This window comes from Paraburkholderia tropica, from assembly GCF_900109265.1.
Taxonomy (GTDB): domain Bacteria; phylum Pseudomonadota; class Gammaproteobacteria; order Burkholderiales; family Burkholderiaceae; genus Paraburkholderia; species Paraburkholderia tropica.
Genome location: NZ_FNZM01000003.1, coordinates 141,107 through 154,304 on the forward strand (window position 1 = coordinate 141,107; position 13,198 = coordinate 154,304).

At 64.2% G+C, this 13,198-nt stretch carries 13 protein-coding genes and 1 pseudogene; 12 read left to right on the forward strand and 2 right to left on the reverse strand.

Going from position 1 to position 13,198, the window contains the following annotated elements; translation table 11 throughout:
• Positions 1–70: 70 nt before the first annotated feature.
• The 4 genes from BMY06_RS05220 to BMY06_RS05235 all read left to right on the forward strand — a co-directional run bounded on the left by BMY06_RS05220 (position 71) and on the right by BMY06_RS05235 (position 4,365).
• Positions 71–1,096: an ABC transporter ATP-binding protein gene (locus tag BMY06_RS05220; protein ID WP_065061044.1), complete on the forward strand. Its 1,026-nt coding sequence runs from the start codon at positions 71–73 to the stop codon at positions 1,094–1,096.
• A 2-nt stretch (positions 1,097–1,098) separates the two neighbouring features.
• Positions 1,099–2,061: an ABC transporter permease gene (locus tag BMY06_RS05225; RefSeq protein ID WP_074981891.1), complete on the forward strand. Its 963-nt coding sequence runs from the start codon at positions 1,099–1,101 to the stop codon at positions 2,059–2,061.
• Entirely contained in the window at positions 2,051–2,860 is an 810-nt protein-coding gene (locus tag BMY06_RS05230) for an ABC transporter permease (protein WP_065060969.1), read from the forward strand. Before BMY06_RS05225 ends, BMY06_RS05230 begins: the two co-directional genes overlap by 11 nt.
• Positions 2,861–2,937: 77 nt before the next feature.
• Positions 2,938–4,365 (forward strand): gamma-aminobutyraldehyde dehydrogenase, encoded by a 1,428-nt coding sequence (locus tag BMY06_RS05235; RefSeq protein WP_110327331.1) that lies wholly within the window; start codon positions 2,938–2,940, stop codon positions 4,363–4,365.
• A 672-nt stretch (positions 4,366–5,037) separates the two neighbouring features.
• On the opposite strand, the gene BMY06_RS39500 is transcribed toward BMY06_RS05235, so the two are convergent.
• Positions 5,038–5,178, reverse strand: coding sequence for a hypothetical protein (locus BMY06_RS39500; RefSeq protein WP_161495602.1), 141 nt, complete (start codon positions 5,176–5,178; stop codon positions 5,038–5,040).
• Positions 5,179–5,390: 212 nt separating this feature from the next.
• Here BMY06_RS39500 and BMY06_RS38460 point away from each other — a divergent pair, with 212 nt between their 5' ends.
• A complete protein-coding gene (locus tag BMY06_RS38460) occupies positions 5,391–6,413 on the forward strand; it encodes a DUF6402 family protein (protein ID WP_237181754.1) in 1,023 nt (340 codons plus the stop codon).
• Positions 6,410–6,796, forward strand: coding sequence for a hypothetical protein (locus tag BMY06_RS38465; RefSeq protein ID WP_124263103.1), 387 nt, complete (start codon positions 6,410–6,412; stop codon positions 6,794–6,796). Before BMY06_RS38460 ends, BMY06_RS38465 begins: the two co-directional genes overlap by 4 nt.
• Before the next feature lie 31 nt (positions 6,797–6,827).
• Here the strand turns inward: BMY06_RS38465 and BMY06_RS05240 are convergent, their stop codons facing one another.
• Entirely contained in the window at positions 6,828–7,178 is a 351-nt protein-coding gene (locus tag BMY06_RS05240; protein WP_074981893.1) for a helix-turn-helix domain-containing protein, read from the reverse strand.
• A 66-nt stretch (positions 7,179–7,244) separates the two neighbouring features.
• On the opposite strand from BMY06_RS05240, the pseudogene BMY06_RS05245 reads away from it, so the two are divergent.
• From BMY06_RS05245 to BMY06_RS05270, 6 genes and pseudogenes are all read left to right on the forward strand, one after another.
• A pseudogene (locus BMY06_RS05245) lies at positions 7,245–7,679 on the forward strand (amino acid permease); the annotation flags it as partial.
• 122 nt (positions 7,680–7,801) lie between these two features.
• Complete coding sequence (locus tag BMY06_RS05250) at positions 7,802–8,950, forward strand: porin (protein ID WP_074981894.1); 1,149 nt, start codon at positions 7,802–7,804, stop codon at positions 8,948–8,950.
• Between the two features lie 135 nt (positions 8,951–9,085).
• Positions 9,086–9,889, forward strand: coding sequence for an AraC family transcriptional regulator (locus BMY06_RS05255; RefSeq protein WP_234774684.1), 804 nt, complete (start codon positions 9,086–9,088; stop codon positions 9,887–9,889).
• Positions 9,890–9,967: 78 nt separating this feature from the next.
• Positions 9,968–10,870 (forward strand): alpha/beta hydrolase, encoded by a 903-nt coding sequence (locus BMY06_RS05260; protein WP_074982183.1) that lies wholly within the window; start codon positions 9,968–9,970, stop codon positions 10,868–10,870.
• Positions 10,871–11,080: 210 nt separating this feature from the next.
• Positions 11,081–12,898 carry a methyl-accepting chemotaxis protein gene (locus BMY06_RS40455; protein ID WP_074981899.1) on the forward strand — a complete coding sequence of 606 codons (1,818 nt, stop codon included), beginning with the start codon at positions 11,081–11,083 and terminating at the stop codon, positions 12,896–12,898.
• A 69-nt stretch (positions 12,899–12,967) separates the two neighbouring features.
• The gene (locus BMY06_RS05270) at positions 12,968–13,183 is read left to right on the forward strand and encodes a DUF3820 family protein (protein WP_065060963.1); all 216 of its coding nucleotides are present in this window, start codon (positions 12,968–12,970) and stop codon (positions 13,181–13,183) included.
• Positions 13,184–13,198 lie beyond the last annotated feature (15 nt).

The window sequence follows — 13,198 nt, forward strand, 5'->3', positions numbered from 1 at the left end:
CCGCGCCCGGATCGCTTCGCATCACGGCATCGAAAGCAGAAGAATGCAGCCGCAACCGGCAGGAAACATCATGAATAGCGCAGTCGAATTCTCCAGGGTTTCGCGTCACTACGACGGCGTGCGCGCCGTGGATGACGTTTCGCTCGTCGTCCACGACGGCGAATTCTTCTCGATGCTCGGACCGTCGGGATCGGGCAAGACGACCTGTCTGCGTCTGATCGCGGGCTTCGAGCAGCCGAGCGCGGGCCGCGTCGTCCTGCATGCTCGCGACGCGACCGGCCTGCCGCCGTATCAGCGCGACGTGAACACCGTGTTCCAGGACTACGCGCTGTTCCCGCACATGAATATTCGCGACAACGTGGCCTATGGACTGCTGGTGAGCGGCGTCGATAAACGCACGCGCCATCGTCAGGCGGAGGAAGCGCTCGAACTCGTCGCGCTCGGCGGTTATGGCGCGCGCCGTCCCGGCCAGTTGTCGGGCGGTCAGCGGCAGCGCGTGGCGTTGGCGCGCGCGCTGGTGCGGCGTCCGCGCATTCTGTTGCTCGACGAGCCGCTCGGCGCGCTCGATCTCAAGCTGCGCGAGCAGATGCAGATCGAACTCAAGAGCTTGCAGCGCAAGCTCGGCGTGACCTTCATCTACGTCACGCACGATCAGGGCGAGGCGCTGTCGATGTCGGATCGCGTGGCCGTGTTCAACAAAGGCCGCATCGAGCAGGTGGATACGCCCCGCAATCTCTACACGCGTCCGGCCACGCCGTTCGTCGCCGATTTCGTGGGCACCTCGAACGTGATCGCCGACGCGGCCTCGCTGCAACGCCTCGGCGCGGCCCAGCCGTTTGCGATTCGCCCCGAGCACATTCGTTTCGGCGGCGCATCGCCCGCAAACGCCGACGACGTGCAGTTGCCCGGCACGCTGATCGACATCCAGTACTACGGCGCGACGAGCCGCTTCGAGGTGCGTTCGGATGCGGGCCAGCGCCTCGCCGTGACGATCGCGAATCAGGACGATGCGACGACGACGCTGCCCGCGGTCGGCGACGCCGTCACGCTCGCCTGGGCGCGCCGCGCGATGGTGACGCTGGAGCTGCGGGGGTGAGCATGACCACGACTTCGAACGCCGCGGTCCCGCGCGCCGTCCCGCCACGCGACGGCCTGGTGCGCCGCGCGAGCGGCTTCCTGCATCGCCACGCGAATCTGTATTTGTTGCTGTTGCTGCTGCCGCCGCTGCTGTGGTTCGGCGTGGTCTATCTGGGCTCGCTGTTCGCGCTGCTGCTGCAAAGCGTCTGGCGCTTCGACGACTTCACGATGGCCGTGAGCCCCGACTTCACGCTCGCGAACTATGTGGCGCTGATCCGCGACCCCGCGAATCTCGACGTGGTCCTGCGCACGACCGGCATGGCCTGTTGCGTGACGATCGCGAGTGCGCTGCTCGCGTTTCCGGTCGCGTACTACATGGCGCGCTACGCGAGGGGCTGGAAAAAGGGCCTGTTTTACGTGGCCGTGATGCTGCCGATGTGGGCCAGCTACATCGTCAAGGTCTACGCGTGGACCGTGATTCTCGCGCAAGGCGGCGTGCTCTACTGGATCATCGACACGCTGCATCTGCGCGGCGCGCTCGATGCGCTGCTGCGCGTGCCCGTGATCGGCGGCGACTCGCTCTCGACCTCGAACATCGGCCGCTTCCTTGTCTTCACGTATATCTGGCTGCCGTTCATGATCCTGCCGATCCAGGCCGCCATCGAGCGCATTCCGGCCAATCTGCTGCAGGCGTCCGCCGACCTCGGCGCGCATCCGCGTCAGACCTTCCGCACGGTGATCCTGCCGCTCGCGTTTCCCGGCATCGCGGCGGGCTCGATCTTCACGTTCTCGCTCACGCTGGGCGACTACATCATTCCGCAACTGGTGGGACCGAGCGGCCTGTTTATCGGCACCATGGTCTACACGATGCAAGGCTCGATCGGCAACGTGCCGATGGCCGCCGCCTTCACGGTCGTGCCGATGGTGCTGATCGGCGTGTATCTCGCCGTCGCCAAACGCCTGGGAGCCTTCGATGCACTCTGACGCCCAACCCTCGCGCCTGCTGCGCTGCGCCGCCTGGGGCGGCCTCGCGTTCCTGCATCTGCCGATTCTCGTGGTCGCGCTCTACGCGTTCAACACCGAAACCAGCGCGTTCAGCTTCCCGCTCAAGGGCTTCACGCTGCACTGGTTCACCGAAGCCTTCGCGCGCGACGACATGCTCGCGGCCGCGTGGCTCTCGGTGAAAGTGGCGGCGCTCGCGACGCTGCTCGCTGTGCTGCTCGGCACGGCGGCGGCGGGCGCGCTGTACCGTCGCAACTTCTTCGGCAAGGAAGCGATTACGTTCGCGCTGATTTTGCCGATCGCGCTGCCCGGCATCATCACCGGCATCGCGTTGCTGTCCGCGTTCAAGACCGCGAATCTCGACCTGGGCTTCTGGACCATCGCGGTCGGGCACGGCACGTTCTGCGTGGTGATGGTCTACAACAACGTGGTCGCGCGGATGCGGCGCATGCCCGCGAGCCTCGTGGAAGCGTCGATGGATCTGGGCGCGGACGGCTGGCAGACCTTCCGCTACGTCGTGCTGCCGCAGATCGCCACGGCGCTGCTGGCGGGCGCGATCCTCGCGTTCGCGCTGAGCTTCGACGAGATCATCGTCACGACGTTCACGGCGGGGCAGGAGCGCACGCTGCCGATCTGGCTGCTGAACCAGCTTTCGCGGCCGCGCGACGTCCCCGTGACCAACGTGGTTGCGCTGATGGTGATGGCCATCACGATGATTCCGATTCTGGGCGCGTGGTATCTCACGCGCGACACCGAAAGCACCGCAGGCAGCAGCCGCTGAACAGCGCGCGGCCATCGCGGACAAGACCGACACTCAAGAGCGTGGGCTCAACGAAGAGAGAGCAAATGGAAAAATCGATGCAAACGAACCTGCTGATCGGCGGTGAATTCGTGCCGGGCCACGGCAGCAAGGAAAACATTTTCAATCCGTCGACGGGCGAAGTGATCGCGCTCGTGGCCGAGGCGTCGCTCGAACAGGTGCAGGCGGCCACGGCCGCCGCGAGCCGCGCGTGGCCCGCGTGGGCGCGCAGCACGCCGAAGGATCGCGCCACGCTGCTGCTCAAGCTCGCCGACGCCATCGAGTCGCGTGCCACCGAATTCGCGCGGCTCGAATCGCTCAATTGCGGCAAGCCGTATCTCGGCGCGCTCAACGACGAAATCCCCGCGGTCGCCGACGTGTTCCGCTTCTTCGCGGGCGCGTGCCGCACGCAGCACGGCCCGGTCGCGGGCGAATATCTGGCGGGCCACACGAGCATGATCCGCCGCGATTCGCTGGGCGTGATCGCCTCGATCGCACCGTGGAACTATCCGCTGATGATGGCCGCGTGGAAGCTCGCGCCCGCCGTCGCGGCGGGCAACACAGTCGTGCTCAAGCCGTCCGAGCAGACGCCGCTCACCACGCTCAAGCTCGCCGAACTGATCGCGGCGATTTTTCCGGCAGGCGTCATCAACGTGGTGACGGGACGCGGCGACACCGTGGGCGCGCCGCTCATCACGCAGCCGCAAGTGCGCATGATTTCGATCACCGGCGATGTCTCGACGGGCCAGCGCATTCTCGAAGCGGCGTCGCGCACGGTGAAGCGCACGCACCTGGAACTGGGCGGCAAAGCGCCCGTGATCGTGTTCGACGACGCCGATCTCGACGAAGTGGTGGCCGGCCTGCGCACCTTCGGTTACTACAACGCGGGACAGGACTGCACGGCCGCGTGCCGCGTCTACGCGGAAGACAAAATCTACGATCGCCTCGTTGCCGATCTGTCGAGCGCCGTGAGTTCGATCCGCTACGGCGAGCAGCATCTCGAAGGCGTGGAGATGGGACCGCTGATCTCCGAGCGCCAGCGCGGACGCGTGGCGAGTTTCGTCGAGCGCGCGGCGAGCCAGAAGCACATCGAGATCACGACGGGCGGCAAGCTCGCCGACGGCCGCGGCTTCTTCTACGAGCCGACCGTGGTGGCGGGCGCGCGTCAGGACGACGAGATCGTGCGCCGCGAAGTGTTCGGGCCGGTGGTGTCGGTCACGCGTTTCAACGGCGCGGAGCAGGCGATCGACTGGGCCAACGATTCGGACTTCGGCCTCGCGAGTTCGGTCTGGACCCGCGACGTCAACAAGGCCTTCAAGGTGGCCGCCGAACTGCAATACGGCTGCACGTGGATCAACACGCACTTCACGCTCGTGAGCGAAATGCCGCACGGCGGCATGAAGCGGTCGGGCTACGGCAAGGACATGTCGGTGTTCGCGCTGGAAGAGTACACGTGCGCGCGCCACATCATGGCGAAGTTCCCCTGAAGCAAACGGCCCGCTGCGGCGGGCCGCTTTTTGCCGCTCTCGCTGAACGATCGCGCTTTAAACAAGCAGTCCGCAGCACCCGGCGACGCGCAAGTCGTCGCCGCGCAATAAGAATAAGCACAACCAACTAAAACACGCACGACAACACACCGGCAACGCAGGCAAACCGGCGCGCGCGCCAGGCGCACGCGGGCCGACCCGACCAGGAGATCAGGATGGAACCCACCCCGAAGACGGATGCGGCGGATCACGACGCCAGCATTCTCGGCAGCATGGGCTACACGCAGGAACTCATGCTCCGTTGCTTCGACAACAAACCCGCCTTCATCCCAGCAATGCTTACAAAGCGGATGGTGCGCGAGTTGTCGCGCCATGATACGACGCCACTTCCGTTCGCGTGTTCGGGGCGTCGGCGTCGGCGTGGGTTTCATGGGGCTTCCGGGTATATGCGGACCTATACGAATATGTATGGACTGCTATATATTTATTTCGGAATTCTGTCTGTTCGATTGGCGGGCTTTCTAGGCGATGAACGGGGTCGCCTATGCTTGGGTGCTCCGCGACCCTTCCGAGGCCCGCCATGAACGAAAAAAGCCCCGTTCCGGGGCTTTTCGGTCTTGCGAACACACTACTTCGAACCTGACGAAAGGCTAGAGGATTTGTTCCTGACCGTCAAGGCGACGTGTCGGGCGGTGTTGCGCCGATCAACGCGGCGCGCCCGAGCCGCGCGATTTCGGTCAGGGTGTCGGCGGGCGTGAACGGCGCGGGGTCGCTGTCGGCAAGCGTGACGATCAACGCGAGTACATCGGCCATGCGGTCAACGTCAGCTTCAAGGCGGCGCACCTTCACATGTGACTGTAGGTGCAAGCGTTGCATATCGCGGGGGGCATGTGCTGCGCATAAAGTGCATCGGAGTTGACCATGATACGGCGAACTCGAAACTTGACAGCCGTTGACGCTTTGGAGTGGTTTGCGTGAACGCACAGTGCTATAAGGAACGCTCCAAAGGTTTCCTGATGAACTCTATGAGCGCGCAAGAATTAACCGTCTATACGCCGAGTAACGGGGAATGGCGGCAACAATCTGGTGATATCTGGTGGTCGAACCGAGAAGGCGGAAATTCTCCCGACATAACACGCGGCCCCGAAACATTCACGACCGATGAAAAGTTCGAAGTCACTGAAATTCCTGGTGCCATGTCAAAGATGGGTTGGCACAAGTCGGCTGCGTTGCTGAGAAAGTGGTTTGCCTATGCGCCAAAGAATCAGGCGATGAACAGCTTTCAGAAGCCACATGGAATCAATCGAGACGGGAAAACAGGCGTATACCCGGCTGATCGCTTCGACAAGGAAACCATAAAACTTGATTGGGTGCTTTCATATCCGCGCACGCAATCAGGGTTTAAAAACTTGCAGAATTCTAACTACTTAAGCACCAACACACGGGAATCTCTCGTCAGCGGTGTCTATCCATACCGTCATCGACAGCGAATCAATACGCTAGATCTAGTCGGGGGAAATATTCACGCGCTACACAATAATTTCCAATTTCAATATGTAAAAGTAGATACGTCTGCGCTCGATAAGGCGGCACAATTCTTCGGCGCAATGCTTCGCCACGGTAAGCCGGATGATCTTGCCGGGGCGCTGGGCGGCTTCGCTATGTATGCGGCAATTGCCGAAGCGACATTTACACCATTATTCATTGGCGGAATCGAAGTTTCGATAACCAAGGTAGCTATATACGTCAAGAATCCTTATTCGTTTTTTGACGATCCGGGCGAAGGTGGACCGCAATATCTCGGACACTGGAACAAGGATGGAATCTGTCTTGTACCGGAAGGGTTCGTTGCACAAAAAGCGAACTGGGGGAGTTGGAGTAATTACATCATCAGGCCAGAAGGCCCACACGGTCGCACATTCTGGCCCGTGCATAACAGCGACTTCCGGCGTTGGCAGGACGCGCATAACGCGGGCGGCGATATGGTGCTGTTCTCTGATTGCCGGGTTGTGAAGATTGATCCAATCAGATTCAGGGTGATGAAATGAGCGTGCCAAAGCGCGTTCGTCGCATCGTCGTTGTCGGCGTCTCAATAGTCGTCGCGTTTATTGTCGTGCAATACATATTCGATGCACGGGAGCGCGCGAAAGCAAACGACTGTTATTCGGTTACTTCGCCTAGCGGCCGATATCGCGCCGAAGCGTGTGAAACAGGGGCCAATGGAAACGTTGTTTCCTTTGTCGGACGATTGTATGAGTTACACAGCGGCGCGCTTCTAGCCAGAACCGATTTCGATTCGATGGACGGTAGTTTGCCCGTATTCATGCCCGACGAAAGCGCCGTCATGTTTCGCCGGGGGGGCGATGACGCATCGGGCACAGTCGCCATTCCGCCGAACTGGCGCGACAAGTTACGCGCAAAGCTTCCCTGAACCGCGGTTATGCCTCCAACACTATCGCGCCTCAAACGCCGTGCGGCACGAAGGTTTCTTCGAGACGCCGAAGCGCGCGAGGTTCAAAGCCGTCGCATTGACCGTCGATCCATTCCGATGCACGCGCAAGGGTTGACTTCGACACGCCGGTTCGTTTGGCGATTGCGCGCAACGAATACCCGTCGCGATAGCCCTTTGGAACGTAGCGACGCCAAACCAGCGATTCGAGCGCATTGAGGTTGCCGACTGGCGAGCCGCCCGCGAGCGCATCGACAAGTCCGGTCACGCCGACGCGCTTGACCGCTTCGAGCGGGGCGAACCGTGCGATGACCACGGCGCGTTCAACGCCGAACAGGCGCGAGCGGGCCGCGTCGATGACCATCGAACATTGGCCGTGAATCTCGATTCGAGTCATGCCTTCGAAGTTCACGGTTTCGGAAGGCGAGCCGATTGGCTCAAGAAGGTGAATGACTACGGCACGCCGGGCGCGGCCATCTGGGTGTGCTCTGCGCTCGCCATCGCGGTGACGCTCTACGGCGACGCCTTCGCCGTGCTCTCGACGGGCAGCGCCGTCTTCCTGTACGTCTCCTATGTGATGCCGATCGCGGCGGGCCTGAACGCCGAAGGTCGCACGTGGACGCGCAAAGGCCCGTTCAATCTGGGCAAGTGGTCGAAGCCGGTGGCGCTGCTGGCCGTGCTGGGCGGCTCCGTGCTGGTGTACGTGGGTTGCCAGCCGCCGAACGAGAAAGTGCTTTACGTCAGCCTCGGATTGATCGGCGTGATGACGCTGCTGTGGTTCGGTCTGGGTGTGCGCAACCGCTTTGCCGGACCGCCCGATGTGCGCAGCGCGAGCACGACGCCGGAAGTCGTCACGACTTTCTGAGGAGGTAATGCGGGGCGGCGGGCGGATCTGACTCGGGCCGCGCCGCGCTGCAAAAAATTCGTTCTTCGCCTGCAAATAATTAGTCATCCAAATAGATGCTGATAACGACAAAGCCACCTCTCATGAAAAAACACACCATAGCGCGCGCGAGCGCCATTCTCGCTACGGTCTTGCTCGGCGCTACGGCGGCGCATGCGCAGAGCAGCGTGACGCTGTACGGCGCCATCGACGAAGGCGTGAACTTCACCTCCAATGCGGCGGGCCATCATGCCTTCGCGATGGTCAGCGGCGACAGCCAGGAGTCGATGTGGGGCCTCAAGGGCGTCGAGGATCTGGGCGGCGGACTGAGCGCGATCTTCACACTCGAAAACGGCTTCAATGCGTCCACCGGCGCGGCGAATCAGGGCGGCCGCCTGTTCGGTCGTCAGGCTTTCGTGGGCCTCGCCTCGCAACAGGCGGGCACGCTCACGCTTGGCCGCCAGTACGACGCCACCGTCGATCTGTGGAGCCCGTTCACGGCGGCGGGCAGCACGATCGGCGATCTCGCCGCGCATCCGTTCGACAACGACAACGCCGACTACGACACGCGCGTGAACAACGCGGTCAAGTATCTGTCGCCGGTGTTCGGCGGCGCGCAGGTCGAAGCGGTCTACGGCTTCAGCAATTCGACGGGCTTCGCCGACAACCGCAACTACAGCGCGGGCGTGACGTGGTCCGCCGGTTCGCTGAGCGCGGCCGCGGCCTATATGCGCACGAACAATGGCGGCACAACGGCGAACGGCGCGCTGGGCAGCGACGCGGTATTCACGGCGTCGTCGCAGCAGAATATCAACGCGGGCGTCAAATGGACCTTCTCCGACGGCTCGAACGTGGGCTTCGCGTATTCGCACGTCGATGTCGACGATCCGACCGCGAACGCCTATGTGAGCGACATCGGCGGCAATGCCTGGAAGTCGTGGAAATTCGATAACTTCGAACTGAACGGCCAGTATTTCATCCAGCCCGATCTGTCGCTGGCGGGCGCGGTCACGTATACGCACGGCTCGTTCAAGGAGACGCAGGCAAGTACCAGTCCGTACTGGCTGCAATGCGCGCTCGCGCTCAGTTACAGCCTGAGCAAGCGCACTTCGGTGTACACGCAGGGCGCGTGGCAGCACACCAACGGCAGCACGGGAACGGATCTGGACGCGGCGCATATCGTCGGGTCCGCCGATCTGTCGTCGAGCGGCAACCAGATGGTCTGGCGCGTGGGCCTGCTGCACAAGTTCTAAAGCCGCGCGGGCGCGGGCGCGCTCGCCGGGGCCGCACTATACTGCTGGCCTTTGCACCGCTCGTCCGCGCCCATGCCGTCCGCCGCTTCGTCAGGCCGTTCACGCAACGCGCCGCTTTCGTCGCCCTCTTCAAACTTGCCCGCGCGGAGCACGAATCCCGCCGATTATCAGCGCGCGCCCGGTCCCGCTTCGGTGCTCGCGAAGGAATACGCGGACGGCTTCGAGGTCGGCGAGCATCGTCACGCACGCGCGCAACTGATCTACGCGACGCGCGGCGTGCTCGAAGTGACGGTCGCGCACACGCTCTGGCTCGTGCCGCCGCAACGCGCGCTCTGGATGCCCGCCGACACGCCGCACGCCATGCGCGCGCGCGGCGCGGTCTCGCTGCGCAGCCCGTATATCCGCGACGGACATTGCCCGCCGGGTTTTCCGTCGACGCCGCACGCCGTCAACGTCACGCCGTTGCTGCGCGAATTGATCGTGCGCGCGGCATCGATTCCCGTCGACGACGAACCCACGGGCCGCGACGCGCTGGTCATCGCGCATCTGCTCGCCGAAATCGACTGGGTGCCCGGCCATCCGCTGCGTATGCCCGCGGGCGGCGACCGCCGGCTCAAGCACATCTGCGGCGCGATTCTCCGCGCGCCCGGCGATCCGCGCACGCTCGACGCCTGGGCCGCTGAGGCGGGTGCATCCACGCGCACGCTCGCGCGGCTCTTTATCGCCGAAACCGGGCTGTCGTTCGTGCACTGGCGTCAGCTCGTGCGCGTGCAGCACGCGCTGCCGCTGCTCGCGAGCGGCATGCCGGTCGCCGACGTGAGCGCCGCGCTCGGTTACGACACGCCGGGCGCGTTCGCGGCCATGTTCCGCCGCGTGACGGGCGCGACGCCGAGCGCGTATTTCAATGCGGCGGATTGCAAGCTGTCCGATCCGGCGTAGCGGATGTCCGGCCGCGCGACGCAGCGCGTGCCGCGTCTGCGTATCGTCCTGAAACGCTCAACTCAGGAGGAATACGCGATGCAACGTGAAAACGTGGAGTTCGATTCGGAAGGCGCGCGCCTGCGCGGCTGGTTTTACTTGCCGTCGGCGCAAACGGGACCGCATCCGGCCATCGTGATGGCGCACGGCTTTTCGGCGGTCAAGGAGCAATATCTCGACCGTTACGCCGAGGTGTTCGCCGCGGCGGGATTCGCCGTGCTCGTCTACGATCATCGCAATTTCGGCGCAAGCGAAGGTCTGCCGCGCCAGGAAGTCGATCCGGTGTCGCAGAAGCGCGGCTATCGCGACGCGATCAGCTACGTGCAGACGCGCGCCGACGTGGACGCGTCGCGCATCGGCATCTGGGGATCGAGCTTCAGCGGCGGTCACGTGCTCGAAGTCGCCGCGATCGACCGTCGCGTGAAGTGCGTGGTCTCGCAGGTGCCGCAAATCAGCGGCTATCAGTCGGCGTTGCGGCGCACGCGCGCGGATCAGGTGCCCGCGCTGCTGGCGCGCTTCGAAGCGGACCGCGCCCAGCGTTTCGCGGGCGGCGCACCGGCGATGCTGCCCGCCACCAGCGCCGATCCCGCCGAACCTTGCGCGATGGCGGGCGCGGACAGCCACGCGTTCTTCGCGGCAACGGCGGCCTTCGCGCCGGCCTGGCGCAACGAAGTGACCTTGCGCAGCGCCGAACGCTCGCGCGAAAACGAACCGGGCGTGTACATCGCGCGCATCAGCCCGACGCCGCTGCTGATGATCGTCGCCGACGCCGACACGCTGACCGCCACCGACCTCTGCCTGCGCGCCTACGAAGACGCGCTCCAGCCCAAGCAGCTGGAGATGATCGCCGGCGGCCATTTCACGCCCTACGTCGAGCATTTCGACACCACCAGCCAACGCGCGGCGCAGTGGTTCGCGCGCCATCTGCGGCCCGTGGAATAAGGCCTGCGCCGCCATTCGAGGTATTCGTCTAAAGTTTGGCTCAGACTTGCCGATAGAGCGACTGTCGCGGCGCAAAGCACACACCTCCAACATCGATTGCGCCAGAACGGCAAGCTGGGCGGCGGCGCCGGCCATCACAACAACCCTTGGTCTTTAGGGGCGACAGCAAACGGAAGAGACACCTTTTTTTATTTTCGGGGATTGTCTCTCATGCAGCTTTCGCGATTCAACGTAGGGACGCGCCTCTCAGTCGCTTTCGGCGTCCTGCTGGTGCTGTTCGCCATCGTCGTCGGGGCGTCGCTCGTCGTCCTGCATTCGCTCAACACCGTGATCGCCTCGGGGCTCGACTCGGGCTCGGCCAAGATCGGCCTCGTCGGCCGCGCGCTCGGCAAGGCGCAGGGCGCGTCGCTCGCGATGCAACGCCTGATCGTCACGCACGACACCGCCGGCATGGAAGCGCAAAAGCGCAGCGTCGACGAAAAACTCGCGAGCTATCACGACGCCATCACGCAGGTCTCGGCCTTGCTCCAGCAAAGCGACGACACCGACGACCAGGAGCGCGAACTCCTCAATCAGATCAACCAGCTCGCGCAGGCCGCCGAACCGCTCGTGATGAACAACGCGGCGCTTGGCATGAAGGGCGACGCCACGGCCGCCGACATGCTCAACCAGCAGACGTCGCCCGCGCTGCAATCGTGGACCGATGCGATCGGCCGTTTCCGCGACTACGAAGTCGACAAGAACAAGCGCGCCGCCGCGTCGGCGCATTCGACCTATGACGCGGGGCGCGGCACTTTGCTGGCGCTCGCGCTTGCGGGTCTGGTGATCTCGATCGGGCTCTCGATTCTCATCCGGCGCAGCATTCTGAACCAGCTCGGCGGCGAGCCGGCTTACGCGCAGGAAATCGCTCGCAACATCGCGCAAGGCCGTCTCGATCAACGCGTCGAGGTGCAGGGCGACGACACGTCGAGCCTGATCTTTTCGCTGCGCGAGATGCGCGACCAGCTCGAAGGCACCGTGCGCGGCATTCGCGACGCGACCGAGAGCGTGAAGTCGGCGTCGATCGAAATCGCGGCGGGCAATACCGATCTTTCGGCGCGCACGGAGCAGCAGGCCGCGTCGCTCGAAGAGACCGCGTCGAGCATGACGCAGATTACGACGACCGTGCGCCAGAGCGCCGACAACGCGCGCCACGCGAGCGAGCTGACGAGCAACGCGACGCAGGTCGTGGACGGCGGCGCGTCGACCGTCGAGGAGATGGTCGCGACCATGTCGCAGATCAGCGAAAGCTCCAGCAAGATTTCGGAGATCACCACGATCATCGAAGGCATCGCGTTCCAGACCAACATTCTCGCGCTCAACGCGGCCGTGGAAGCGGCGCGCGCGGGCGAACAGGGCCGCGGCTTCGCGGTGGTGGCGAGCGAAGTGCGTTCGCTCGCGCAGCGCTCGGCGGCGGCGGCGAAGGAGATCAAGGAGTTGATCGGCGCGTCGGTGGCGACGATCGAAGGCGGCGCGCATCAGGCTTCGCAGGTCAGCGCGTCGATGTCGCAAATCAAGGACTCGATCCGCCAGGTGTCGGGCATCGTCGGCGAAATCGCGGCGGCCGCCGAGGAGCAGAGCACCGGCATCGAGGAAGTCAATCAGGCCGTCGTGCAGATGGACAACGTCACGCAGCAGAACGCGGCGCTCGTCGAGGAAGCGGCGGCGGCGGCGAAGTCGCTCGAGGATCAGGCGCAGCGTCTGCGCGAGGCGGTGTCGGTGTTCCACCTCGCGGGCGGTTCTGGCGCGATGTCGGCGGGCGTCGAGCCGCTGCGCCGTCCCGTGCTGGCGTCGAAGCCGGCGAGCCAGTCGAGCCAGGCCAGCATGAAGCGTGCGGGCAGCGCGGCCAGCGCGAAGCCCGCGCCGAAGCCGAAGCAGATCGAGGCGCGAGCAGAGGCGCGAACCGAGGCGCGAACCGAGCCGCGCGCGCCTGTGCGCGAAGCGGTTGTCGTCGCGAAGGACGACAGCAACGACTGGGAAACGTTCTGATGACGTGAAGCGGCGGAGCAGGCCGGGTATCATGCGTTCACCCGCTTGCCTGCTTTTCCGCCGCTTCTCATGAAAGTCGAAGACCTCGAACGCCTCGTCACCCTCGCCATGCCGTTCGGCAAATACAAAGGCCGGCTCATCGCCGACCTGCCGGGGCACTATCTGAACTGGTTCGCCCGCGAAGGCTTTCCGCCTGGCGAGATCGGCCGTCTGCTTGCGTTGATGCAGGAGATGGACCACAACGGTCTGCGCAGCCTGCTCGATCCGCTGCGCAAACGCGGCTGACGCTGCGCTCTTTAC

Excerpts from the sequence above, each read along its gene's own strand:
- BMY06_RS05220 (WP_065061044.1), top strand. The coding sequence starts at position 71 with ATGAATAGCGCAGTCGAATTCTCCAGGGTTTCGCGTCACTACGACGGC.
- BMY06_RS05225 (WP_074981891.1), top strand. The coding sequence starts at position 1,099 with ATGACCACGACTTCGAACGCCGCGGTCCCGCGCGCCGTCCCGCCACGC.
- BMY06_RS05230 (WP_065060969.1), top strand. The coding sequence starts at position 2,051 with ATGCACTCTGACGCCCAACCCTCGCGCCTGCTGCGCTGCGCCGCCTGG.
- BMY06_RS05235 (WP_110327331.1), top strand. The coding sequence starts at position 2,938 with ATGCAAACGAACCTGCTGATCGGCGGTGAATTCGTGCCGGGCCACGGC.
- BMY06_RS39500 (WP_161495602.1), bottom strand. The coding sequence starts at position 5,178 with ATGGCCGATGTACTCGCGTTGATCGTCACGCTTGCCGACAGCGACCCC.
- BMY06_RS38460 (WP_237181754.1), top strand. The coding sequence starts at position 5,391 with ATGAGCGCGCAAGAATTAACCGTCTATACGCCGAGTAACGGGGAATGG.
- BMY06_RS38465 (WP_124263103.1), top strand. The coding sequence starts at position 6,410 with ATGAGCGTGCCAAAGCGCGTTCGTCGCATCGTCGTTGTCGGCGTCTCA.
- BMY06_RS05240 (WP_074981893.1), bottom strand. The coding sequence starts at position 7,178 with ATGGTCATCGACGCGGCCCGCTCGCGCCTGTTCGGCGTTGAACGCGCC.
- BMY06_RS05250 (WP_074981894.1), top strand. The coding sequence starts at position 7,802 with ATGAAAAAACACACCATAGCGCGCGCGAGCGCCATTCTCGCTACGGTC.
- BMY06_RS05260 (WP_074982183.1), top strand. The coding sequence starts at position 9,968 with ATGCAACGTGAAAACGTGGAGTTCGATTCGGAAGGCGCGCGCCTGCGC.
- BMY06_RS40455 (WP_074981899.1), top strand. The coding sequence starts at position 11,081 with ATGCAGCTTTCGCGATTCAACGTAGGGACGCGCCTCTCAGTCGCTTTC.
- BMY06_RS05270 (WP_065060963.1), top strand. The coding sequence starts at position 12,968 with ATGAAAGTCGAAGACCTCGAACGCCTCGTCACCCTCGCCATGCCGTTC.